The sequence below is a fragment of the uncultured Oceanisphaera sp. genome (assembly GCF_947495715.1).
Taxonomy (GTDB): domain Bacteria; phylum Pseudomonadota; class Gammaproteobacteria; order Enterobacterales; family Aeromonadaceae; genus Oceanimonas; species Oceanimonas sediminis.
This window is the reverse complement of the sequence record NZ_CANLZU010000004.1, coordinates 147820-170238: the sequence shown is the minus strand read 5'-3', so window position 1 is coordinate 170238 and position 22419 is coordinate 147820. Positions and strand designations below refer to the sequence as shown.

The following is a 22419-nucleotide window of genomic DNA, read 5'->3' as shown; positions in this document are numbered from 1 at the left end:
CCTTACACCTGAACTGCTCACCAAATCAAACGTTCATATAGGGAGCATGTGCTGTCAAACCACCGTCATGCATGAAAACCTGCCCTGTTGCGAACGATGCCTCATCAGAGGCCAACCAGCAGGCCAAATTGGCAATATCTCCAGGTTCTCCCAAGCGCCCGACCGGGTGCTGCGCCACTATGGCCCGCTCGGCACCTTCCCCTTCGGACTGGCTCTTTAGATAGGCTTCCATCATCTCGGTCCTGATCCATCCCGGACTGATGGCATTACAGCGTACTCCTTCCTTACCATGGTCGACCGCGATCGCCCGGGTCAGTGCATGCACTCCCCCCTTGGCAGCACAATAGGCAGCCAGGGCAGGATCGGCCATCAGGGCGTCATAGGAGCCGATGTTGATGATGATCCCATGCCCCTGCCGCCGCATGGGGTCGAGCGCCGCCCGACTACACAGAAACACGCTCTTGAGATTAATATCCATCAACCAGTCCCATTCCGCTTCGCTGGTCTGAGCAATCGTTTTTTCCAGCTGGACCGATGCATTGTTCACCAGTATGTCGAGTGAACCGAAACGAGCGACCGTATAATCGAGCAATGCCTGCACCTCACCGGCATTGGCGACATCGGTGCGCTTTAGCCAGGGACCCTTTTCTCCGCCACCCAATACAGCCTCCGGTTCATGACGGGCCGCCACCACCACTTGGGCACCTTCCGCCACGAAGCGTTCTGCAATAGCCCGACCTATGCCACGGGTGCCACCGGTCACGATGGCTGTCTTGCCTGACAATTTTCCCACTGCTCCGCCCTCCTTATTGCAGAATGCCTAATAACCTCGTACCGGATCAAACACCGGTGATGGACACTCCCCTGCCACTACCTTCTTGATATTGTCTGCCATCAGACTGGCAGCAGAATGGGGGTAATTTATACCCGCCACGTGTGGCGTAACAAACACCTTTGGATGGGTCCAAAATGGATGGTCGACCGGCAGGGGTTCGACGCGAAAGGTATCCAGGGCCGCTGCCGACAGATGTCCGCTATCCAGCGCCGCCAGCAAATCCTCATCCACAATGATGGCTCCCCGGCTGATATTGATGACAGAGGCCCCTTTCGGCAACATTGCCAGGTGACGCTCATCAAGCAGGTTTTCCGTTGCGGCCGTCAGTGGCAGCACATTGACCAGAATATCGGTACTTTCCAGGAAGGGCTGCAACTCGTCATCGCCATCAAAGAACTGAACCCCTTCAAGATTAACCGGATCCCTGCCCCATCCGGATACCCCGAAGCCCAGATTTCGCACCATTTTGGCGGCTACCGCCCCCATGGCCCCCATCCCCAGAAAGCCGACACGTCGCCGGGCCGGCTCACGCAGAGGATATTTCTGCCAGCTAGCCTCTTTTTGTCCATCCAGATAGCGGTGATAGTCACGATGGAAATGCAGTACCCAATGGACCACGTGCAGCGCCATATCCTGCACCACCAGTCCGTCAACCAGGCGCACTATGGGCACATGCCTGGGAAACTCGGGATCACGGGTAATGTGCTCGACTCCGGCACCAAACGACATGATCGCCTTCAGGTTGGTATACCTCTGCAAGTCGCCGATGGGGTGCATCCATACTGCGGCAAATTCAATATCATCTGGCTCACCGACCTCGGGATATATCCGGATATCCATGTCCGGCAGGTGCTTGCTAAATTCCTGACGCCAGACTTCGGAGTCTGCTCCCTCGTAGCTGATCAGTAATGCCATGATTCTCTCCCTAAACGTTAACAGCCCTTGGCCTACCGAGGTCATCCAAATTTGTAACCTGGCCGCTCGAATCGTCACGATTCCTTGACGCCACGATACAAGCAGCCAAAGGTTCAGCGCATCAGATGTTGATCGATAAAGTCGTAATCGAAATTGAATCCCAGACCCGGAGCCTGTGGCATCGGGATCTCCCCTTCGACCAGTACCATTTTTTCCTGGTAAAGCGGTGAGAACCAGGAAACATGCTCGACCGAGATACAATTGGCCGCCGAGCCCGCGATACTGAGGCTTTGCTCGGTAAAGATATGGGTAGATACGGGTACATGGTAGGCCGAAGCCAACGCCACCGACTTGCGAAATTCGCTCAACCCACCGATGCGTTGCAAATCCGGCATCAGCACATCCACCGCATGGGCATCCAGAATGTTTTTCATGCCGAACCGGGTATAGTCGGTTTCACCACTGGCCACCGGAATATTGCTCGCCCTCAGGATACGGGCGTGTCCCACCAGATCGTTGGCCGATACCGGCTCCTCGAACCAGCCGATATTGTACTTCTCGATTTGCCCGGCCAGACGTATTGCCTGCCTTGGTGTCAGAGCCTGATTGGCATCGGTCAGGATCTCGATATCATCCCCCAGGGCTTCCCGCAGGGCCGCGACCCGGGCCACATCTTCCGCCGGGTTTTCCTTGCCCAACCGTAACTTCACCGACCGGAATCCCTGACGTACAAAGTCCTGGGCTTCATCGACCAGTTCATCGATGCTGGAGGAGAGCCATAGACCGCTGCTGGCATAAGCCTTGACGCTGTCACGGCAGGCCCCGAACAACTGGTAAAGAGGTAGTTGCGCTTTTTTTCCGATCAAATCCCACAAGGCGGTATCGATCGCCGAAATGGCCGATACAGCAATGCCCTTGTGACCGACAGGATTGATATCCGCCCACATGTTTTCCCAAATCCGCTCGACATAGAGAGGATTCTGGCCAATCACATGCGGTGTCAGGCTCTTGATCATGCCTTCGAACACATCCAACCGGGCCTTGTTCAGCGCAAAAATATAGTTTTCGCCGACCAGTCCACATTCGGTTTCAATCGAAATCAACACACAGCCCACGGTATCGGTACGGTGGATCGCCGTTATCATCGGCTTATCCAGGGGGATCTCGACCTTCAGAGTCCTGATATTTGCTATTTTCACTGAGTCACCTGCCATCAATCAGAAATAATATCGTTCTAACAACACCCATGTCGTCAGCGCTTTAACGCCGCAATCACATCGGTTTTGTCGAGATAACCCACCAGGGCATTTGACGCATCGATCACCGGTATTGACGATGCACCGCTTATCAGCTGAGGCAGTATTTCTTCCAAGGTTTGATCTATTCGCACCGCATGGGTGGCATCAAACCGTCCCTGGTTGAATGGTTCTGCGCCGCTGGCCATGGTCATCGCCGCAGACCGCATCAGATGCCCGACACGAATGGCCTTGGAGCGATTGACGCCGCCGATAAACTCCTCGACATAGCCATTGGCAGGCTTCATCAGAATATCCGAGGGGGTTCCTTCCTGGATCAGCTCGCCATCCTTGAGAATGGCGATGCGGTCACCGATCTTGAGCGCCTCGTCCAGATCGTGGGTGATAAAGACGATGGTCTTGTTCAGTTTCTTCTGCAGCACCAGCAGCTGATCCTGCATTTCACTCTTGATCAGCGGATCCAGTGCACTGAACGCCTCGTCCATCAGCAGGATGTCCGGGTCATTGACCAAGGCCCGGGCCAGGCCGACCCGCTGCTGCATGCCACCGGAAAGCTGAGACGGATAATGGCTTTCAACACCGGCCAGACCGACCTGTTCAAGCCAGTAAAGCGCCTTTTTCTCGCGTTCGGCCTTCGCCACCCCCTGTACCTTCAGGCCGAAGGCCGCATTGCTGAGTACCGTCTCGTGGGGTAACAACCCGAATCGCTGAAACACCATGCTGATCTTGTTGCGCCGAAAAGCTTCGAGTTCCTTCTTTCCGAACTCCATCACATTCTTGCCATCGACGATCACCTGCCCGCTGGTGGGGTCAATCAGGCGGTTGAAATGCCGGATCAGGGTCGACTTGCCGGAGCCGGACAGCCCCATAATCACATAGATATGCCCGGCTTCGATGGACAGGGAAACATCGTTCAGTCCCACCACATGTGCAGTTTGCTCTAATATTTCTGTCTTGCTGGCCCCGGCCTTGATACGGCTCATCACGTCGGTCGGGTTGGAACCGAATACCTTATAGATATTCCTGATCTCTATTTGGTAGTTTTTGCTCATAATTGCTGTCCCGTCGGATGCTTAACTGTTGGTATGCAGATGGGCCTGTGCCCGCTTGCCGTAGGCCTGGGTAATGCGATCGAACACCACGGCCAGGATGACAATAGCGATGCCGGCCAATAATCCGCGGCCGACTTCAAGCCGGGTGATACCCTGCAACACCTGGTAGCCCAGCCCCTGGGCACCGATCATCGACGCAACCACCACCATCGCCAGCGCCATCATGGTCGCCTGGTTAATACCGGCCATGATATTGGGCAGGGCCAGGGGGATCTGCACCCAGAACAGTTTCTGCATCTTGTTGGCACCGAAGGACTCGGTTGCTTCGATGATCTCGCTGTCGACCATGCGAATCCCCAAATCGGTCAGGCGGATCAGCGGCGGCACCGCATAGATAACGGTGGCCAGTACCGCCGGTATCTTACCGGGTCCAAACAACATGATGGCCGGGATCAGATACACGAAACTGGGCATGGTCTGCATGATGTCGAGCACCGGCAACATAAAGGCACGGAATTTATTCGACCAGGACATCAGAATGCCCAGCGGAATGCCGACCAGAATAGAAATAAGGGTACATACCAGCATCAGTGCCAAGGTGCGCATCCCGTCTTCCCACAGGCCGAGGAACCCCATCAGCATCATGGCGCCAGCCAACCAGAGCACCAGCGACACCTTTCGTGAACCGGCATAGGCTACGCCGGAGATAATGCCGATAACCAGCCACCAGGGGCTCTGCAGCAAGAGTGATTCAAAGAAATTCAGCAGCTGCAGGAAGGGATTGAACAGTTGCTCGAGAAAAGTGGCCCATTCAATGACAAAGTTATCGACGAAGTCATCGATGGCGCCTCTAAACTCTCTGGGATCTATCAATTCCGGAAACATATTCGCGTTACCTCGCATGTTATCGGGTGCCGAGGCACCCTCTCTTCCAATGATTTATGTCAGTTGCTCGCAATGACTTTTCCAGCGACCGTCGGTGATACCCAGGGGGTCCAGACTTCCTGATAGTTTTCCAGAAAATGCTCGGCAATCTCCGAGGCTTCTGCCTTGTTTTCATCGCCCCAGGCCAGCAGGCTGTTGACCATGTCGGTTTCCAGGCTCACCTTGGCAAGAAAGTCGTAGATAGACGGGGCTTTTTCCTTGAGTTCCTTGGAGACGATGGTATTGACCTCGGCATGAGGGAAGCCACCCGCCGTCGGGGTATCGCAATCGACCTTGGCATTGCAGGCATCCCGCTCCGGATCATGAGGAGTCATCTCCAGCTGAACCATGTCGTATTTTCCCAGCAAGGCGGTCGGTCCCCAGTAGAAGAACAGGACGGGCTTCTTGCGCTTGTAACTGGAGCTGATGGCGGCATCGAGGGCGGCACTGGAGCCGGGAGAGAAAAGGTTGTAGTGCTGATCCAGCCCGTAGCCCTTCAACAGGTTCTTGCTCATGACCTCACAGGCCCAACCGGGAGGACAATTATAGAAACGTCCCTTGTCCGGATCATTCGGGTCCTTGAACAGGTGGCTGTAACGGGCCAGATCGGCAACCGACTTGAGTTCGGGGTGCGCTTCCACCACATATTTGGGTACCCACCAGGCGTCGACCCCACCCGACACATAGGTATCGCCGGCAATGGTAATGGCGCCACTCTGCTCGCCGTCCTCCAGCACCTTGCGGACATTGCTACTCCACATTTCCGGCGCGATATGCGGGAGTCCCTTCCTCACCATGGTGGTGGCCGTCGGGACCGTATCACCCGGGATAAGCTGGGTTTTACAGCCAAACCCCTGCTCCAGTATCCTGGACTCGATATGGGCAATCGCAGAGGCCGAAGCCCAGCTCATATCGGCAATCTTGATCACGTCATCCATTTCGCAGGTGGCGTGGGCCGGCATGGCGCCTATGCCGGAAACAATGGTAATCAGCGCACCAAGTTTCGTTATCTTTTCCATGATTTACCTCTACAGATTGTTATCCATGTGTTAACCAAGGGTTCGGTTAACGTCATAGTAAGCCGATGTTTTTCATATTGAAAATTAAAGTTTATTGCCAAGATGTTAATTATTTTTTATGGGTATTTCCCGCTATTCGTGACCGCTGATGAATCCATCCCGGTGATGTATATCGAGGGAAAAACAAATCCCGATGGAAGGTGAGGTGTGAAGAAAATATAAAAAAACAGGCACAGCTCTCGCTGTACCTGTTTTTTATTATCTCGATTTTAACTCAAATATTGGCAAGCACCTTGTCTAGCACTTCCCTGGCTTTCGTAGACGGCCAACCTTAATAACGGTAAGACGGATCCTTCTTATCCAGCAGGCGCAACATGGCCGGCCACTCGTATTTACCCGCCGGAAAACTTTCATACTGCTGACTTGCCTTTTCCCACAGTGCTGGTGATGTTTTAACCAGCGGCAGGCCGGTTGCGCAGGCCTGCAGCATGGTCTGGCAGGCACGAACCAGATAGTACATGTTGATAAAGCACTCACCGGCGGTCTCACCGACGGTCAGGAAACCGTGATTACGCATGATCATGCATTTGTTATTGCCCAGGTTATCGGCCAGGCGCTGACTCTCGTCAAGGTCGACCGACAGGCCTTCCCAGTCGTGGTAGCTGATCTTGCCATACAGCATCGACGAGTCCTGCACCAGATGTATGACTTCTTCGATCGCCGTGGCCGCAAGGGCCGCCGGGGCATGGGAGTGAAACACAAACTTGGCATTGGGAATGCTGTTGTGAATTCCCTTGTGAATCACAAAACCCGCCGTATTTACATCGGGCGGGCCATCCAGCACGTTGCCTTCCTGGTCGATCTTGATCAGGTTCGATGCGGTGATCTCGGTATTGTGCAGACCGAAGTGGTTCATCAGGAAGTTGTGACCCCCCCCAGGTACACGCGCCGTAATATGGTTCCAGACGATATCGTCATAGCCATACTCATGAGCCATTCGATGCATGGCAGCCAGATCAACACGGACCTGCCATTCTTCCTTGGTATAGCGTGCCGCAGACGACGCTGCTCCAGTAAACTCAGCCATTGTTCCACTCCATTCGAACTGTGTATATCGACATATGCCAGGACAAATTAAACCCTGTATCGGTAGAGTAAAGCGGTCACCGGGCTTCGTAAAATTAATAGTTGTTAGCTTTAATTTAAAAAAAATTTATATCTCACGAAGACTCGTACACATCTCGCCGATACACATTGGGACGAGGACTGATCGTGAGGAGGAAAACACAAAAATAAGCTGCTCCATCAAACAAAGAACAGCCTGCGTTGACATCTGTTTCAGACCATATTGGAGATATGTGCTTCCAGCTCTTGGGCAAAGCAGTTGATGGCCTCACTGCCTTCACCCAAGCCACGATGCAGCTCAATCTCGATCATGCCGAGGTCGGGCAAAGATCCCGGGGAATCCAGAGTCCGCCATTCTCCCGACTTCACCAGAGATGCCGACATGGCGGAAATCGCCAAGCCGTTCGAAATGGCGATATCGAACCCTGTCACCCCTTGGCACTCAAAAGCGATATACCATTCCATGCCATGCTGATTGAGTACTTCAATCGCCCGACGCCTGTAATCACAACCCTGTTCATAAAGCGCCAGTGGAATGGGGACTTTGGTATCGAGCACATAATCCTCGGCCCCGACCCAGACCAGTTTTTCCTTGCGAACAATGCTCCCTCCCGGTTCCTTCTGTGAACGGGTGACCAGAATAAGATCCAAGTCTCCTTCATGCAGGCTGTGGAACAAGTTGGGACTCGGCGCATTTTTAATATGTAACCGGATTTTCGGAAACCGCTGAATAAAACGCTTGAGTACATCCTGAATAAAGGTACGGGCATAACCATCCGGTACACCAAAGCGCACCACCCCTTCGATCTCGTCTTCACTGATGGCATGATAGGCTTCATCGGCCAGCGCAAGTATTCTGCGCGCATAAGCCAACAACACCTCCCCCTCGCGGGTCAGGCTGATCTTGTTGTAGGTACGGTTCAACAGTTGCTTACCCGTCGACTCCTCAAGCTTTTTCAGCTGAATGCTGATCGCAGCCTGGGTTCGATGCAGCGCCACCGCCGCCTTTGAAATACTACCGGTATCAACAATCGATACGAAAGTGACTAACAGATTGAAATCGAGCCGCTTCATTCTTTACTCCTGCTATACAAACTTCGACCGGGCCCAGTAGAAAGACAAGGTGCGGGTGCTGATTACCAGCGCTTCCGACAGAGTCGGCTTGGCTGCATAGCTGGCCAAACGGAGAGGAGCTAATGCAAGCTGATGTGGCCCTAGGAAGATGAGGACTAACCGCATATAGCCCGGTGACACCTCCCGGAAAGTGAGAAGCCCCGCATTGCGGGGCTTGCCATAAACCTGTATTAACGTCCCATTTACAGAGTCACCGAGGCAAAGGTAGGCTCGCCCCGCGCCATGTCCAGCTGCATGTTCATGACCAAACCTGGCAGTATGGGGGTATCCAGCGTCGGTTTGGGCTTGGCTCTGCCGCTGCGGTCATCCCGCGGCGGCACCCCGAAGTTCTCCCGGTAGCACTTGCTGAAATGGGGCGTAGACACAAAGCCGCAGGCGGTGGCGATGTCGATAATGGACAGCGAGGTCTGACGCAACAGTTGCCGGGCCCGCGTCAGGCGCAGGTTGAGGTAATAGCGGGAAGGCGAACATTTCACATGCCGCTGAAACAGTCGCTCAACCTGACGCCGGGACAAGCCCACATAGCAGGCCAGCTCATTCAGCGTAATCGGCTCTTCCAGGTTGGCCCCCATCAGTGCCACTACCTCGGCCAGTTTGGGTTGGGTCGTGCCCACCATATGGCGCAGCGGCACCCGCTGCTCTTCCTGCCCCTCGCGGATACGCTCGCACAGGAACATGTCACAAATGGCGGTACTCAGGGCGCTGGAATGCTCTTTTTCGATCAGGTGCAGCATCATGTCCATCGGTACGGTTCCGCCGCTGCTGGTCAGCCGATCCCGGTCTATGCAATAGAGGGCGCTGCTGGTTTCCAGCTTGGGGAAGGCTTCCTTGAACGACGCCATGTATTCCCAATGCAGGGTGCAACGATAGCCGGTCAGTACGCCGGCATCGGCCAGCAAATAACTGCCGGTGCAGACCGCCCCCAGCTTGACCTTGCGCCTGGCCAACTGCTGCACCCAGGTACGCAAGGCCCGGCTGCGGGCATTAACCACCCCTACCCCACCACAGAGAATCATCATGTCCAGATGACCGCAGTCCTGAATACTGTGATCCGGCGTTACCAGCAGATGATCACTGGCCCGCACCGGTGCCCCGGTTTCGGTCAGCATCACCCATTCATAGAGCGGCTTGCCCGACAGTTGATTGGCCATGCGCAGCGGCTCGATGGCCGAGGCAAGGGAAATCATGGTGAAGTTATCTATCAGTAGGAAACCAACACGTTGTATCTGGCTCATTGCGCTTGCTCCTGGTCCCTGCAATATCTCACCGGGATCCTGTTAACACGACATCGACTCGATAACAAAAAGCGCTCATTTAAATAATAAATAAACACATTTGCGAAACATATACCATAAGTGAGATTTCGGAAACCTGTAGAGCGGCAATTTTCAGGCGTTCGGTGATAACTTGTGACCAAGCCATGATAATTCCGTCATCGTGGCCAAACTCACAGACTCGGTTGCCACCGCCCTGCCCCGGAAGCGCCTGAAAACATCACGCCTTCCCTTACTACTCACCAGCAAGATACGCGCCACTCTCTCACGCTCAAAAAAGATAAAAAAACCCTCGTCAAACAGCTGTTTGCCGAGGGTTTTTTATAATAAATCGTCACGTTTCATGATCCTGCCTGCCCGAACGGCCGATACTGCACCAACCGGGGGCAGCACGGCTCCGATAACAGGCATAATAAAGGGGCTTTCGCCCCTTATTTCATGTCGCTCAAGATAAGGGTAACAATGACCGGTCAGGATGCCGGCGGCACCTTCACCGGCACCTCTATGGTGACCGGTGTGTCGACCGTCACCGGCTGAGTGACCGGCACCTCCTCGTGCAGGCCGCGGTACAGGCCCCACATCATTACCAGGATAACGAACGAGAACGGGAAGGCGGCGATAATGGCCGCGGTCTGCACTGCCTTGAGACCACCGGCCAGCATCAGAATGGCCGCCACCGCCGCCACCGCCACGCCCCACAGCACCCGCTGACCGCGCGGCGGATGTTCATTGCCCAGCGACAGTATGGTGGTCACCACCAGGGTGCCGGAGTCGGCGGAGGTAATGAAGTAGAGCGCCACCAGCAGGGTTGCCAGCACCGAAGCCAGGGTACCCATGGTGCCGCCGTCCAGCAGCTCCAGGGTCGCATACAGCGACGAGGTGACGTCATCAGCCACCGCCGTCACGATACCGGCCTGCCCCACGGCCGCGACCGCTTCTCCGGCCGCATTGGTGACCGTATGGTTCAGCTCCAGATAGAGGGCGGTACCACCGAACAGGGTCAGCCAGAGCAGACCGAGCAGGGTCGGTACCAGCATCACGCCGCAGATAAACTCGCGCACGGTACGCCCCTTGGAGATGCGGGCGATAAACATGCCGACGAAGGGTGACCAGGACATCCACCAGGCCCAGTAGAATACCGTCCACCAGGACTGCCACTGACTGTCTTTGGTGGCATCGGTCCAGGTGCTCAGACCAACCACATGGGTCAGGTAATCACCGAGGCCCTGCACATAGCTCAGCAGCAGGTAACGTGTGGGGCCATAACACAGCAGGAACAGCAATATGACGGCGCTCAACCACATGTTGATCACCGACAGCCATTTTACGCCCCGGCCCAATCCGGAGAGCACCGACACGGTGGCAATCAGCGAGATCACCGCGATCAGGATCAACTGACTGCTGGTACCGATTTCCATGCCGAACAGGTGATTCAGGCCGGTATTGATCTGGGACACCCCGAAGCCGAGGGAGGTCGCTACCCCGAAGATGGTACCGAACACCGCCAGGGTATCCACGGTGTGCCCCATCCAGCCATAGATGCGCTGACCGATCAGCGGATAGAGCGCAGAGCGAATGGTCAGTGGCAAGCCCTTGCGGTAGGAAAAGTAGGCCAGGGACAGACCCACTACCACATAGATGGCCCAGGGATGCAGGCCCCAGTGGAAGAAGGTCAGGCGCATGGCCACTTCGGCCGCCTCCGGCGTCATGCCTTCGGTAATGAAGGGGTTGCTCTGAAAATGGTAGATGGGTTCGGCAATCGCCCAGAACACCAGGCCGGTGCCCATGCCGGCACTGAACAACATGGCAAACCAGGTACCCAGGCTGTATTCCGGGCGGGAGTCATCGGCTCCCAGGCGCAGGCTGCCAAAACGGCTGAAGGCCAGCACCACACAGAACACCAGCATCAACGACAATATGGCGATGTAATACCATTTGAAGTGAGTGAGGAGCGCTCCCGATATGCCGTCAAACAGGGTGGCGGCCGCCTCGGGGAAAAAGGCACCTCCCATTACAAACAAGGTAACGATAATCATGGAACTGATCGTCGCCGCCGGGCTCATTCCTTTCAAAAGTCCATCTTTGCCTAACATAGGACAAGATCTCCGTCGGGTTAATAAACATCTAGCGGCAACGGAGGCCTAAGATCCTGAAGGCCCGCCGCTTGCCGGTACAGATTTTGTCCATAACGGCAGTGGGCTGTCGTTATGAGCAAAAACCGGCCTCTATAACAACAGCTAAATCCTGTATGAAATATGCCCGATACGACATTGGTTTATGCCTGGGCGTCCTGCTGACCGCCGACTGTTCCGAGTGCGACATAACAGGCAGTGATCTATTTGGGCAATGTCCTGCATCCCCCACTGGAGCCATATCTGCTGGCACCCGGGTTGTCGCCTGATGTCTATAGCCTGTCGACCTGGCAACATCACCGTACCGGGGTTTCGCCTTAACATGGTTGCCAATGCTGTCACCCGAACAGCTGCCACCAGGTTGGAGACCCCCACATGATTGACAACAGCGCCACCTTCGACATCGCCGGCTACGGCACGTATCCGGTGACCCACCAGCCGCTAGGTATCGAGACGGGGTCCGACTCCCTGCGTCTGGTCTGGGACGATGGCCACGAAAGCGAATTTCATTATCTGTGGCTGCGGGACAATTGCCCGTGCACCAGCTGCGTGTCGTCCCTGACCCGGGAACAGCTGTTCGAAATCTGTGATGTGCCGCTGTCCATTCGGCCGGTAGAGGCGCAGCTGGACGGAGGGTATCTGCATATCCAGTGGGATACTGACGGTCATGTCAGTCGCTTTCATCCCGGCTGGTTACGCAGCCACTGCTACAGCGAACAGGCCCGGGCAGCCCGACAGTGGCAACCCGATATCTGGGATAAAGAGTCCATCACTACCCGTCTCGCCAGATACGATTACGCCGACATGATGCAGAATGACGCCGTCCTCCTGGACTGGCTGCGCAAGCTGCGTGATTCCGGTATTTCCCTGCTGCAGAACACGGATACCACGCCCGGCACGCTGCAGCAGGTGGCCGCTCGTATCTCTTTTATCAGAGAAACCAATTTCGGCACCCTGTTCGATGTGCGTTCCAAACCCGACGCCAATACCGCCGCCTACACCAACCTGCGTCTGCCGCTGCATACCGACTTGCCTACGCGGGAACTGCAGCCGGGATTACAGTTTCTGCATTGTCTGAACAATGACGCTCTCGGGGGCGAGTCGATTCTGGTGGACGGCTTTCGCATTGCCGAACACATGCGTGAACAGTATCCCGACGACTTCGATGCCCTCAGTCGCCTGCCGATGGACTTCTACAACAAGGATCGCCACAGCGATTACCGTTTCCGCGGGCCGGCGCTGGTGCTTGACGGCCAGGGAACGGTTATCGAGGTGCGTTTTGCCAACTTTTTGCGCGGCCCGCTGGATGTGCCGGCCGATCAGGTCATGCGGCACTATCGCGCCTACCGCACCTTTATCAGCCTGACCCGAGAGTCCCGTTTCCAGTTTGAATACCGTCTGCTGCCCGGCGACCTGCTGGTGTTCGACAACCGCCGCGTGCTGCATGCCCGTCAGGCGTTTGATCTGCAGCAGGGTCAGCGTCATCTGCAGGGCTGCTATGTCGATCGTGACGAGTTGCTGTCCCGCATCCGGGTACTGGAGCGCACCCTGTAATACCAATCTGGAAAACTAAATGATCTACTTGGCTGCTCGGTAAAGGTCGAACGAAGGGTCTACTCCACCGACACGCTGCAAGCACCTCCATGTGGCGCTCAGCACATGACGTCCTGTCATGTGATGGTCTCTGGAGTAGAACCCTTCATCCGCCCCTCTGCTGCGGCGTCGCCTGTTGGGGCGCTCTGCAGACAACTCGGTGCTTAAGGAGAGGCAACAGAGATCGACTCCCACGACCGTGAAATGCCAAGGATGGCATTTCCCGAGCCCCCATGGATGGGTTTATAGCGTGTCGAAGGAGGTGACTCTGTTTCCTCTCGTGCCAGCTTTGAAATAGATCATATTTTTATTTAGATTGGTATAATTTCCTCCCATACAGAAGATCAGGCGGCGCCACGGCGGCGCTGCTCACCGGGCGTCATGTTGAAGTGACGCCGGTAGCTGCGACAAAAACCGGATGCCGAGATAAAACCGCAGGCACTGCCGACTTCGCAGACACTCAGATCCGTCTCCTGCAGCAACTGTCGGGCCCGTTCGAGGCGTAACGTCAGGTAGTAGGCGGAGGGTGATGTATCCAGAAACTGCCGGCACAGCCGTTCCAGCTGGCGCAGCGAGATAAAGGCGCTGCCGGCCAGTTCCGCCGGCGTCAGCGGTGTTTCGATATGCTGCTCCATCAGCGCCAGCACCCGGATCAGCCGGGGATGATGGATATTGAGCTGTCGCGGCAGGCCGATGCGCTGCCGATCGGAAGGCGGCCGTATGCCGTTCTTGATGCATTGATCGCAAATCTGCAGCGCCAGTGCGGTGCCCGACTGTTGCCGGATCAGGTGCAGCATCATGTCCGTGGCGGCGGTACCGCCGGCACAGGTAATGCGATTGCGGCCGATTTCAAACAATTCCGGGCTGATCAGAATGTCCGGGTAGGTTTCCTGGAACGCCGGTACGGCTTCCCAGTGCAGGGTAATGCGATGCCCTTTCAATAGACCGGCCCGGGCCAGCAGGTAACAACCGGTATCCAGCGCGCCCAGCAGGCTGTCGCGCCGGTTCAGCCGACGCAGCCAGTCAATAAGGTTGCGGCTCTGATGACGTTCGGGGTGAAAGCTGGCATTGACAAACAGGTTGCGCGGCCTGTCGACGGCGTGCATATCCAGATGCTGTTGCAGTGCCATCTGGTTGCTGGCCATCACGGCCTGGCCGTTCTCGCTCAGGCACTGCCAGCGATAAAGCTCCCGCCCGGCCAGGCGATTGGCGATGCGCAATGGCTCTATGGCCGACAGCAGCGACACCATGGCGTATTCCGGCAACAGCAGGAAGGAGACGGTAATAACGCCGTCGTCGTCGGGGTGCAATATGGGCGGGACGGCGGCGGGATTGCTCACCGCCGCCGTCCCGGTTGGTGTGGATGCGTGCATATGAACTCCTGAAACGGGCCTGCGTCGTGTGCAGTGAGGGCACACAGCGCAGGCCCGGTTGGCGTCAGTCGTTCTGGGGCTCTGAGACTCCGGGCACAGTGCTCGGGGCGCGAACCTGTCCCGAGTCCTGCCACAGAGATGTCAGCACCCCGCAGGTCATGGCCAGAATGACCAGACTCAGCGGCAGGGCCGCGGCCATCAGCGCCGTTTGCAGGGCGCTGAGGCCACCCGCCAGCAGCAGCACGGCGGCAACCAGACCAATCACTATGCCCCAGAATACCCGGAACAGCTGTGGCGGCTCTTCATTGCCCAGCGACAGTATGGTGGTCAGTACCAGGGTGCTGGAGTCCGACGAGGTGACGAACCAGCTCATCAGCAGGAACACCATCAGCGCCGAAATAATCCAGCCCAGGGTGCCTTCACCGGCAATGCCGTCGGAGCTGGCGAACAGCGCGGCCGGCAGGTTCCAGTCATTGACCAGCGTGATCAGGCCCGCATTGCCGGGGCCGCCCGCGGCGTTCAGTTCCTGCCAGAGCGCGGTACCACCGAAGATACCCAGCCAGACAAAGATCACCAGGGTCGGTACCAGCAGCACACCGAGCACGAATTCACGCAGGGTGCGGCCCTTGGAGATTCGGGCAATGAACAGGCCGACGAAGGGTGCCCAGGCCAGCCACCAGCCCCAATAAAACACGGTCCAGCCATTCTGCCAGCTGGCAGGGCCTTCCTCTTCGGGGAACCAGAGTCCCATCTGCACGAAGTTGACCAGGTAATCACCGAGGGATTCGGCAAAAATGCCCAGCAGCCAGGCGGTCGGGCCACCAAACAGGAAAAAGCCGATAACCAGCACCGAAATAATGATGTTCCACTCGGAAATGATCTTGATGCCGCGCTGAACGCCCGACACGGCCGACAGAATGGAAATCACGGAAATCAGGGCGATCAGCACCAATTGGGTGTTGATACCCGGGTCGACCCCGATCAGCCGTTCCAGACCGACCGACATCTGGCTGACGCCAAGCCCCAGCGAAGTGGCGACGCCAAAGACACAGCCGAGTACGCCGAGCATATCCACCACATGACCGATGGGGCCATAGATGCGATCGCCGATAAAGGGATAGAGGGCCGAACGCAGCGCCAGCGGCAGTTTCTTGCGGTAGGCAAAATAGGCCAGCGACAGGCCGACGATGACGTAAACCGCCCAGCCGTGGAAGCCCCAGTGAAAAAAGGTAACGCGCAGAGCATCGACGGCCCGGTCATAACCGAGACCGGTGGCGCCGGCCATGTCGGCGTAGGGGTTGTTGGGGTAGCCAAAGGCGCCGCTGTTGTCGAGGTAGAAGATGGGCTCGGCGACACCGAAAAACAGGATGCCGATACCGATGCCGGCGGAAAACAACATCGAAAACCAGGCAAAGTTGCTGAACTCGGGTCGGGTGTCGTCATCGCCAAGACGAGTGCTGCCATGTCGGCTGAACACGATGTAGAAGCAGGTCGCGATCAGAAACACCACCGTGACCAGGTAGTACCAGCCGAAGGTGGTTTCAATCCAGCTGCGGGCGGTGCCGAAGATACTGCTGGCCAGTTCGGTATTGAAGCCGGTGAAGAGCACGAAGGCGAGCACCAGCGCGGCCGAGGCCACCGTCATTCCCCTGTGCATCCCCTTGAACAGGCCCTTGCGGGCCAGGACATCGGTCTTGAAACGACCGTGATTATCTGCAAGTTGTTGTTCTATAGACATTCTGTTTGTCTCCGATAAGCCATAATACGGGTCCTTGTATTGCTCGATGGATAAACAGCCTCCTTGATGTTGGTGATAAACGGCAATGGGGCCTTAACCCTGCCCCATTGCAGGTGTGTTAACGACGAATACCCTGCTCGTCGCGATATTCCTTGAGTGTCTGCATGATACGGATCAGGCAGTCGTCACGTTCCTGAATCAGTTCATTGATCGAGGCACCATTGGCCTGGTTCAGGCAGCCGGCTACCATATCGTCTTTCAGCTGCGGTGTCAGTTCAGGCGCATCCAAACGGGTCCATGGCTCTTTCAGCGATTCCTCGAAGTGATCCAGCAGGTGCGCCATGCCGCCCTGGCCGCCGCCCAGGTGATAGGTCAGACAGTGGCCCATAATGGCCCAGCGCAGACCCGGCCCATAGGCGATGGCCTTGTCGATATCCTCGACCGAGCATTCGTTGTTGGCCACCATGTGCAGGGCCTCGCGCCACAGGGCTTCCTGCAAACGGTTGCCGATAAAGCCCGGCAATTCCTTGTCCATCTTGGCAACCTGCTTCTCGATCGCCTCATAGAAGGCCGCCGTCCAGTCAACCACGTCCTGGCTGGTTCGTTCGCCGCCACAGACTTCGCAAAAAGGCACCAGATAGGGCGGGTTGAACGGATGACCGACCACAAAGCGATCGGCCTGCTGCTGCACCTCGACGGCCATGTCGGTCATGGCAAACCCCGAGGTACTGGAAATAATCACCACGTCGGGCGGGGCCAGCCGGTCGAGTTCGGCGAACAGGCCGCGCTTGGCATTCAGGTTTTCCGGCGTACTTTCCTGAATCACCTCAACGCTGTTGACCAACTCTTCCAGGCTGTCGGCAAAGCGCAGCCGGCTGGGGCTTGCGCCCTCGCGCAGGCCCAGCTTCTGCATGGTCGGCCAGATTTGCTCCACCATCGCCAGCAGTTTTTCACGCGCATTGGGGCCCGGATCATAGGCGACCACGTCCATGCCCATTCTCAGAAAATGCAGCGCCCAGGCGCCGCCGATAACACCGGTGCCGAGCACGCCGGCCTTGGTAACTTCAGTTGGTAGAGGACGAGTCATGGTATTTGCTCCGAATAGGGTTGAGTGCTGTGTCGTTACAACGGGCGTTACTGAGTGCCACGCAGACGCAGTTTCTGGCGGGCTTCGCTGGGGCTGAGCACCCGAGATCCCATATTTTCGACGATATTGACGGCGCGCTCGACCAGCTGGCCGTTGGTGGCGAACCGGCCCTTGCCCAGATACAGGTTGTCTTCGAGGCCGACGCGAATATGGCCGCCGAGCAGGGCTGACTGCGCCGCCCAGGGCAACTGGTTGCGGCCCAGTGCAAAGGCGGTCCAGTTGGTGTTGGCCGGCAGCATGTCGACCATGCCCTTGAGCAGGCTCAGCTCCGGCGGTGTGCCCCAGGGAATGCCCTGGCAGAGCTGGAACATGGCGTTGTCGTCCAGTAGCCCTTCTTTCATCATCTGCAGCGCAAACCAGAGGTTGCCGGTGTCGAAAATTTCCAGTTCGACGGTAACGTCCAGCTGCTGGATACGGGCCGCCGCCTTGCGCAGCATGTCCGGCGTCGAGATGTACACCAGGTTGCTGTCACCGAAATTGACCGAACCGCAGTCCAGGGTACAGATCTCGGGCTTCAGCTCTTCGATATGTACCAGTCGCTCGAGGCCACCGACCAGGTCGGTTTCCGGGCAGAAGGCGGTGGGGTTTTCCTCGGGGCCGATATAGAGGTCGCCCCCCATGCCGGCGGTCAGGTTGATGATAACGTCGCAGTCGGCGGCGCGCAGACGCTCGCAGACTTCGGCGTACAGATCCAGGCGGCGGGAACACTGTTTGGTTTCGGGATCGCGCACATGCATGTGGGCAATGGCGGCACCGGCATTCCAGGCCTCGATGGCGGCATCGGCAATCTCTTTCGGGGTAACCGGCACGTGCGGGCTGCGGTTGGCGGTATCGGCGGCACCGGTAACGGCGCAGGTGATGATGACGTCCTGATTCATGGCGATTCTGACTCCTGGTGTTTTGTGTTGTCGAGCCGGGAGGCAGTGGCAAGACCGCCCGGTGCATCCGGCTGGTCATTAAAGTTACGCGTATCGGCAGGAGTCTTTTGCCTTTATGCGATTCATTTTTTACTAAATACGAACATATCCGGCCGGTGTCGCAAATGAACAAGGTATATTCGTTTGCGCCGGCGGTGTGACAGCAGGCCTTGAATATGTTGGCGGATGCGGCTCAGCGCTCTCGGCTGGGATTTTTGTTGAAGCGCTGCTGGTAGCTGCGGGTGAAGTGAGACAGGGAGGCAAAGCCGCAGGCGACGGAGATATCGGTCACACTCTGGCTGGTTTGCTGCAGCATCCAGCGGGCCTGGTCCAGACGCAGGTTGCGATAGTAGGCGCTGGGGGTCTGCTGCAGATAATGGCGGAACAGGCGCTCGAGCTCCCGCTCGGATAGCTGAAGCTGAGCGGCCATTTCTCTGATGCGCAGCGGCTCCTCGAGATTACGCTCCATTAACTGCACGGCTTCGACCAGACGCGGATTGCGGCTGTCCAGGCGCTTCTGCAGCGAGATGCGTTGGGGGTCACTGTGGGCCCGCTTGTGGGTATAGATCAGCTTGTCCGACACCGTGGTCGCCAGGCCATTGCCATGCTGGGTACCGATCAGATAAAGCATCATGTCGAGTCCCGACAGGGCACCGGGGCACGAGAAGCGGCCTCGATCCACCACCAGCAGTTCCTGTACCAAATCGACCCGGGGAAACGCCTCTGCGGTGCTCTGCAGATTCTCCCAGTGCAGAGTGGCACTGTAGCCGTCCAGTATGCCGGCGGCGGCGGCAATATAGGCGCCGGTGTCCTGACAGCCAATATCGGCGCCGTGGCTGGCCTGCTTGCGAATAAACCCCAGCAAACCGGGGGTAATTTGGGCATGGGGATCGTAGCCGGAACAGATAATCAGTGTTTCGCACACCGAAAGATCACGGACTCCGGTGTCGCTCATGATGTCCAGGTTGTCGCTGCTGCGCACCGCCCCGCCCTGCTCCGAGATCAGTTGCCAGCGATACAGTTCGCGGTTGCTGCTTTGGTTGGCGTGGCGCAACGGATCCAGCATGGCCGTCAGGCCGAACAGCGAGAAGCCGGGTACCAGCAAAAAACCAATGACTTGAGGGTAACGGTGGGGACGATCTCCAAACATGGGTTCACTCGGTCCTTGGATGTACGGTTGTTTCGGGTGTTGGTCTGCAATCCGCGACGCCTCTCCCACAGTCTCCGTTCATATTCAGGGCTAATAATAGGCGGATTCAGGCAAATTTTTCAGGAAAGGAGGGTTAGTATTGTCCAAAAGGTACATTGGCGCAATCTTCACAAGAGACTGAACATGGCAACTGAACTCAAGGTATTTGACGGGCCTGTCCTGCCCGAGTGGATCGATTATAACGGTCACATGAATGACGCCTGTTATGTGCTGGTGTTCAGCAAGGCCATCGATGAATTCATGGTGCAGATTGGCCTGGACGAGGCGTTTCGCGCCGAATATCAGGTATCTGTCTATACGTTGCAGAGCATGGTGCACTATTTGCGGGAAGTGAGTCTGGGCGAACCCTTGCAGGTAGATGCCCGGCTGCTCGAAAGCGATGCCAAAAAGCTGCGGGTCTTTTTCACCATGCGTCACGGCGACAGCGGCATGGAGCTGGCGGCGATGGAAACCCTGTTGCTGCACATGGACATGTCGGCCCACCGGGCCGCACCCATGCTGCCCGCTACCGCAGACCGGGTCGCAACCTTGCAACAGCGCCAGGGCAACCAGGACTGGCCGGCACTGGCCGGGCGCAGCATCGCCCTGACACGGCCGCGCAGCTGAACCAGAGACTCTCGCGGTTTGACTTAACCGAAACACGCATTGAAAAACCCAATAAAACCAGCAATCAACCGGCTGGCGACATCGCGTGAGCTGTACCCATGACTCACTCTCACAAGGACACGACGAGGAGCGGTAACGATGAACAGAATTCTGTGGCAACCAGATGCCATGCAAATCGAGCGCAGCAACCTGCATCGATTCATGCAACAGGCCGGCGAGCGGGCCGGTATGCATGTCGACCGCTACGATACGCTCTATCGCTGGTCGATAGAACGGCCGGAGGACTTCTGGTCACTGGTCTGGGATTTTGCCGAGGTAAAGGCGAGCGAACGCGGCGAACGGGTGCTGGTCGATGGCGAACGGATGCCCGGCGCACGCTGGTTTCCCGAGGCTCGGCTGAACTACGCCGAAAACCTGCTGCGTTTTTGTGACGAGCGTCCGGCACTGGTGTTTCGTAACGAGGCCGGTCGACGCGACAGCCTGAGTTATGCCGAGCTTCACCGGCGAGTGGCCCAGGTAGCCGCGGGCTTGCGCCGGGTCGGAGTGGTCGAGGGCGATCGGGTGGCGGGCTTTGTGCCGAACGTCATCGATACCGTCGTTGCCATGCTGGCCACCGCCAGCCTTGGCGCCGTCTGGACCGCCTGTTCGCCCGATTTTGGTCTTCAAGGGGTGCTGGATCGCTTCGGTCAGACCACGCCCAAGGTCATCTTTACCACCGACGGTTACCTCTACAACGGCAAGACCTTCAACTCGCTGGAGCGCTTGGCGCAGGTGCTGCCGCACTTGCCCGAGCCTTGCCGGCTGGTGGTGATGCCCTACCTCGACACCACTGCGGATCTGAGCCTTGTGCCCGGCGCCGTGCTGCTCGATGACTTTATCGACCCGGCGGCAACGACACTCGAATTTACCCAGGTGGCTTTCGACAGCCCGCTTTGTATCCTCTACTCCTCCGGTACCACCGGCGTACCCAAGTGTATCGTCCATGGCGTTGGCGGCACCCTGTTGCAGCACCTCAAGGAGCATCAGCTGCATACCGATCTCAAACGCGAGGATACGCTGTTCTATTACACCACCTGTGGCTGGATGATGTGGAACTGGATGCTCAGTGGCCTGGCCACCGGCGCCACCCTGGTGCTGTTTGACGGCTCCCCCTTTGCCCCCACGGCAGAGGTGCTATGGGATATAGTGGAACAGGAAAAGGTCACCGTCTTCGGCACCGGCGCCAAATATATCGCCGCCCAGGAAAAGGCCGGCATTCGACCGGGGACCAGCCACCGGCTGGACGCGCTCAGAACCATACTGTCCACCGGCTCGGCACTGACCCACGAGAGCTTCGAATATGTCTATCGGGAGGTCAAACGCGATCTCTGCCTGTCGTCAATCTCGGGCGGCACCGACATACTGTCGTGCTTTGCCCTGGGCTGCCCGATTCTGCCGGTGCGTGCCGGTGAGCTGCAGTGCCGGGGGCTCGGAATGGCGGTCGAAATTCGGGACGACGGCCGGCCGGTGGCCAGCGGCAAGGGCGAGCTGATCTGTAGCCGGCCCTTTCCGGCCATGCCCATCGGCTTCTGGAACGACAGCGACGGCCACAAGTACCACGACGCCTATTTCAGCACCTTCGACAATGTCTGGGCCCATGGCGACTATGCCGAGCTGACCCCCAGTGGCGGCGTGGTGATTCACGGCCGTTCCGATGCGGTGCTCAATCCGGGTGGGGTTCGCATCGGCACCGCCGAGATTTACCGCCAGGTCGAAAAGGTCGCCGCGGTGCAGGAAGCCGTCGCCATCGGCCAGAGCTGGCAGGATGATGTACGTGTGGTGTTGTTTGTGGTGCTCAAACCCGGTTACCGCCTCGATACGGCACTGGAACAGGAGATTCGCCAGACCATTCGCAGCAATACCACACCGCGGCATGTGCCGAGCAAGATTATCCAGGTGGCGGATATCCCCCGCACCCGCACCGGAAAACTGGTAGAGCTGGCAATTCGCAGCACCGTCGAAGGACAGCAGGTGAAAAACCTGGATGCACTGGCGAACCCCGAGGCGCTGGCCTTGTACCGGGATTTACCGCAACTGACCTGCTGATAAAGCCCTCTGCCACTACCACGGCACGACGGCCCGGTTAACGGGCCGTCGTGCCGCCGGCCGCCGACTGTCCTGAATGCGACC

General features: G+C 57.4%; 18 protein-coding genes. 3 read left to right on the top strand and 15 right to left on the bottom strand.

Annotation, left to right across the window (positions count from 1 at the left end; genetic code table 11):
- Positions 1–25: 25 nt before the first annotated feature.
- The 10 genes from Q0753_RS04165 to Q0753_RS04120 all read right to left on the bottom strand — a co-directional run bounded on the left by Q0753_RS04165 (position 26) and on the right by Q0753_RS04120 (position 11627).
- Positions 26–793, bottom strand: a complete 768-nt coding sequence (locus tag Q0753_RS04165; protein WP_298717685.1) for an SDR family NAD(P)-dependent oxidoreductase — start codon at positions 791–793, stop codon at positions 26–28.
- Positions 794–820: 27 nt separating this feature from the next.
- A complete protein-coding gene (locus Q0753_RS04160) occupies positions 821–1750 on the bottom strand; it encodes a glyoxylate/hydroxypyruvate reductase A (RefSeq protein WP_298717680.1) in 930 nt (309 codons plus the stop codon).
- Between the two features lie 113 nt (positions 1751–1863).
- The gene (locus tag Q0753_RS04155) at positions 1864–2949 is read right to left on the bottom strand and encodes a mandelate racemase/muconate lactonizing enzyme family protein (RefSeq protein ID WP_298717677.1); all 1086 of its coding nucleotides are present in this window, start codon (positions 2947–2949) and stop codon (positions 1864–1866) included.
- A gap of 53 nt (positions 2950–3002) precedes the next feature.
- Positions 3003–4058, bottom strand: coding sequence for a glycine betaine/L-proline ABC transporter ATP-binding protein (locus Q0753_RS04150; RefSeq protein WP_298717674.1), 1056 nt, complete (start codon positions 4056–4058; stop codon positions 3003–3005).
- Between the two features lie 21 nt (positions 4059–4079).
- Positions 4080–4943, bottom strand: coding sequence for a proline/glycine betaine ABC transporter permease (locus tag Q0753_RS04145; protein WP_298717671.1), 864 nt, complete (start codon positions 4941–4943; stop codon positions 4080–4082).
- 59 nt (positions 4944–5002) lie between these two features.
- Entirely contained in the window at positions 5003–6001 is a 999-nt protein-coding gene (locus Q0753_RS04140; protein WP_298717668.1) for an ABC transporter substrate-binding protein, read from the bottom strand.
- 331 nt (positions 6002–6332) lie between these two features.
- A complete protein-coding gene (locus tag Q0753_RS04135) occupies positions 6333–7088 on the bottom strand; it encodes a class II aldolase/adducin family protein (protein WP_298717665.1) in 756 nt (251 codons plus the stop codon).
- Positions 7089–7339: 251 nt separating this feature from the next.
- Positions 7340–8200, bottom strand: coding sequence for a LysR substrate-binding domain-containing protein (locus Q0753_RS04130; protein ID WP_298717662.1), 861 nt, complete (start codon positions 8198–8200; stop codon positions 7340–7342).
- A 242-nt stretch (positions 8201–8442) separates the two neighbouring features.
- Positions 8443–9495: a GlxA family transcriptional regulator gene (locus tag Q0753_RS04125; RefSeq protein ID WP_298717659.1), complete on the bottom strand. Its 1053-nt coding sequence runs from the start codon at positions 9493–9495 to the stop codon at positions 8443–8445.
- Positions 9496–10004: 509 nt separating this feature from the next.
- Positions 10005–11627: a BCCT family transporter gene (locus Q0753_RS04120; protein ID WP_344963065.1), complete on the bottom strand. Its 1623-nt coding sequence runs from the start codon at positions 11625–11627 to the stop codon at positions 10005–10007.
- A 414-nt stretch (positions 11628–12041) separates the two neighbouring features.
- Here Q0753_RS04120 and Q0753_RS04115 point away from each other — a divergent pair, with 414 nt between their 5' ends.
- Positions 12042–13220 carry a gamma-butyrobetaine dioxygenase gene (locus tag Q0753_RS04115; RefSeq protein WP_298717654.1) on the top strand — a complete coding sequence of 393 codons (1179 nt, stop codon included), beginning with the start codon at positions 12042–12044 and terminating at the stop codon, positions 13218–13220.
- Positions 13221–13603: 383 nt separating this feature from the next.
- On the opposite strand, the gene Q0753_RS04110 is transcribed toward Q0753_RS04115, so the two are convergent.
- The 5 genes from Q0753_RS04110 to Q0753_RS04090 all read right to left on the bottom strand — a co-directional run bounded on the left by Q0753_RS04110 (position 13604) and on the right by Q0753_RS04090 (position 19584).
- Positions 13604–14632 (bottom strand): GlxA family transcriptional regulator, encoded by a 1029-nt coding sequence (locus Q0753_RS04110; protein WP_298717651.1) that lies wholly within the window; start codon positions 14630–14632, stop codon positions 13604–13606.
- Positions 14633–14696: 64 nt separating this feature from the next.
- Positions 14697–16370 carry a BCCT family transporter gene (locus Q0753_RS04105; RefSeq protein ID WP_298717648.1) on the bottom strand — a complete coding sequence of 558 codons (1674 nt, stop codon included), beginning with the start codon at positions 16368–16370 and terminating at the stop codon, positions 14697–14699.
- Positions 16371–16488: 118 nt separating this feature from the next.
- On the bottom strand, positions 16489–17457 hold the full coding sequence (locus Q0753_RS04100) for a 3-hydroxyacyl-CoA dehydrogenase NAD-binding domain-containing protein (RefSeq protein WP_298717645.1): 969 nt from the start codon (positions 17455–17457) through the stop codon (positions 16489–16491).
- Positions 17458–17504: 47 nt separating this feature from the next.
- Positions 17505–18395 (bottom strand): 3-keto-5-aminohexanoate cleavage protein, encoded by an 891-nt coding sequence (locus tag Q0753_RS04095; protein WP_298717642.1) that lies wholly within the window; start codon positions 18393–18395, stop codon positions 17505–17507.
- A 232-nt stretch (positions 18396–18627) separates the two neighbouring features.
- Positions 18628–19584 carry a GlxA family transcriptional regulator gene (locus tag Q0753_RS04090; RefSeq protein ID WP_298717639.1) on the bottom strand — a complete coding sequence of 319 codons (957 nt, stop codon included), beginning with the start codon at positions 19582–19584 and terminating at the stop codon, positions 18628–18630.
- 183 nt (positions 19585–19767) lie between these two features.
- Here Q0753_RS04090 and Q0753_RS04085 point away from each other — a divergent pair, with 183 nt between their 5' ends.
- On the top strand, positions 19768–20250 hold the full coding sequence (locus Q0753_RS04085) for a thioesterase family protein (protein ID WP_298717636.1): 483 nt from the start codon (positions 19768–19770) through the stop codon (positions 20248–20250).
- A gap of 138 nt (positions 20251–20388) precedes the next feature.
- A complete protein-coding gene (locus Q0753_RS04080) occupies positions 20389–22335 on the top strand; it encodes an acetoacetate--CoA ligase (RefSeq protein WP_298717633.1) in 1947 nt (648 codons plus the stop codon).
- Positions 22336–22419: the final 84 nt, after the last annotated feature.

Excerpts from the sequence above, each read along its gene's own strand:
- Q0753_RS04160 (WP_298717680.1), bottom strand. The coding sequence starts at position 1,750 with ATGGCATTACTGATCAGCTACGAGGGAGCAGACTCCGAAGTCTGGCGT.
- Q0753_RS04150 (WP_298717674.1), bottom strand. The coding sequence starts at position 4,058 with ATGAGCAAAAACTACCAAATAGAGATCAGGAATATCTATAAGGTATTC.
- Q0753_RS04145 (WP_298717671.1), bottom strand. The coding sequence starts at position 4,943 with ATGTTTCCGGAATTGATAGATCCCAGAGAGTTTAGAGGCGCCATCGAT.
- Q0753_RS04140 (WP_298717668.1), bottom strand. The coding sequence starts at position 6,001 with ATGGAAAAGATAACGAAACTTGGTGCGCTGATTACCATTGTTTCCGGC.
- Q0753_RS04135 (WP_298717665.1), bottom strand. The coding sequence starts at position 7,088 with ATGGCTGAGTTTACTGGAGCAGCGTCGTCTGCGGCACGCTATACCAAG.
- Q0753_RS04130 (WP_298717662.1), bottom strand. The coding sequence starts at position 8,200 with ATGAAGCGGCTCGATTTCAATCTGTTAGTCACTTTCGTATCGATTGTT.
- Q0753_RS04125 (WP_298717659.1), bottom strand. The coding sequence starts at position 9,495 with ATGAGCCAGATACAACGTGTTGGTTTCCTACTGATAGATAACTTCACC.
- Q0753_RS04120 (WP_344963065.1), bottom strand. The coding sequence starts at position 11,627 with ATGTTAGGCAAAGATGGACTTTTGAAAGGAATGAGCCCGGCGGCGACG.
- Q0753_RS04115 (WP_298717654.1), top strand. The coding sequence starts at position 12,042 with ATGATTGACAACAGCGCCACCTTCGACATCGCCGGCTACGGCACGTAT.
- Q0753_RS04110 (WP_298717651.1), bottom strand. The coding sequence starts at position 14,632 with ATGCACGCATCCACACCAACCGGGACGGCGGCGGTGAGCAATCCCGCC.
- Q0753_RS04105 (WP_298717648.1), bottom strand. The coding sequence starts at position 16,370 with ATGTCTATAGAACAACAACTTGCAGATAATCACGGTCGTTTCAAGACC.
- Q0753_RS04100 (WP_298717645.1), bottom strand. The coding sequence starts at position 17,457 with ATGACTCGTCCTCTACCAACTGAAGTTACCAAGGCCGGCGTGCTCGGC.
- Q0753_RS04095 (WP_298717642.1), bottom strand. The coding sequence starts at position 18,395 with ATGAATCAGGACGTCATCATCACCTGCGCCGTTACCGGTGCCGCCGAT.
- Q0753_RS04090 (WP_298717639.1), bottom strand. The coding sequence starts at position 19,584 with ATGTTTGGAGATCGTCCCCACCGTTACCCTCAAGTCATTGGTTTTTTG.
- Q0753_RS04085 (WP_298717636.1), top strand. The coding sequence starts at position 19,768 with ATGGCAACTGAACTCAAGGTATTTGACGGGCCTGTCCTGCCCGAGTGG.
- Q0753_RS04080 (WP_298717633.1), top strand. The coding sequence starts at position 20,389 with ATGAACAGAATTCTGTGGCAACCAGATGCCATGCAAATCGAGCGCAGC.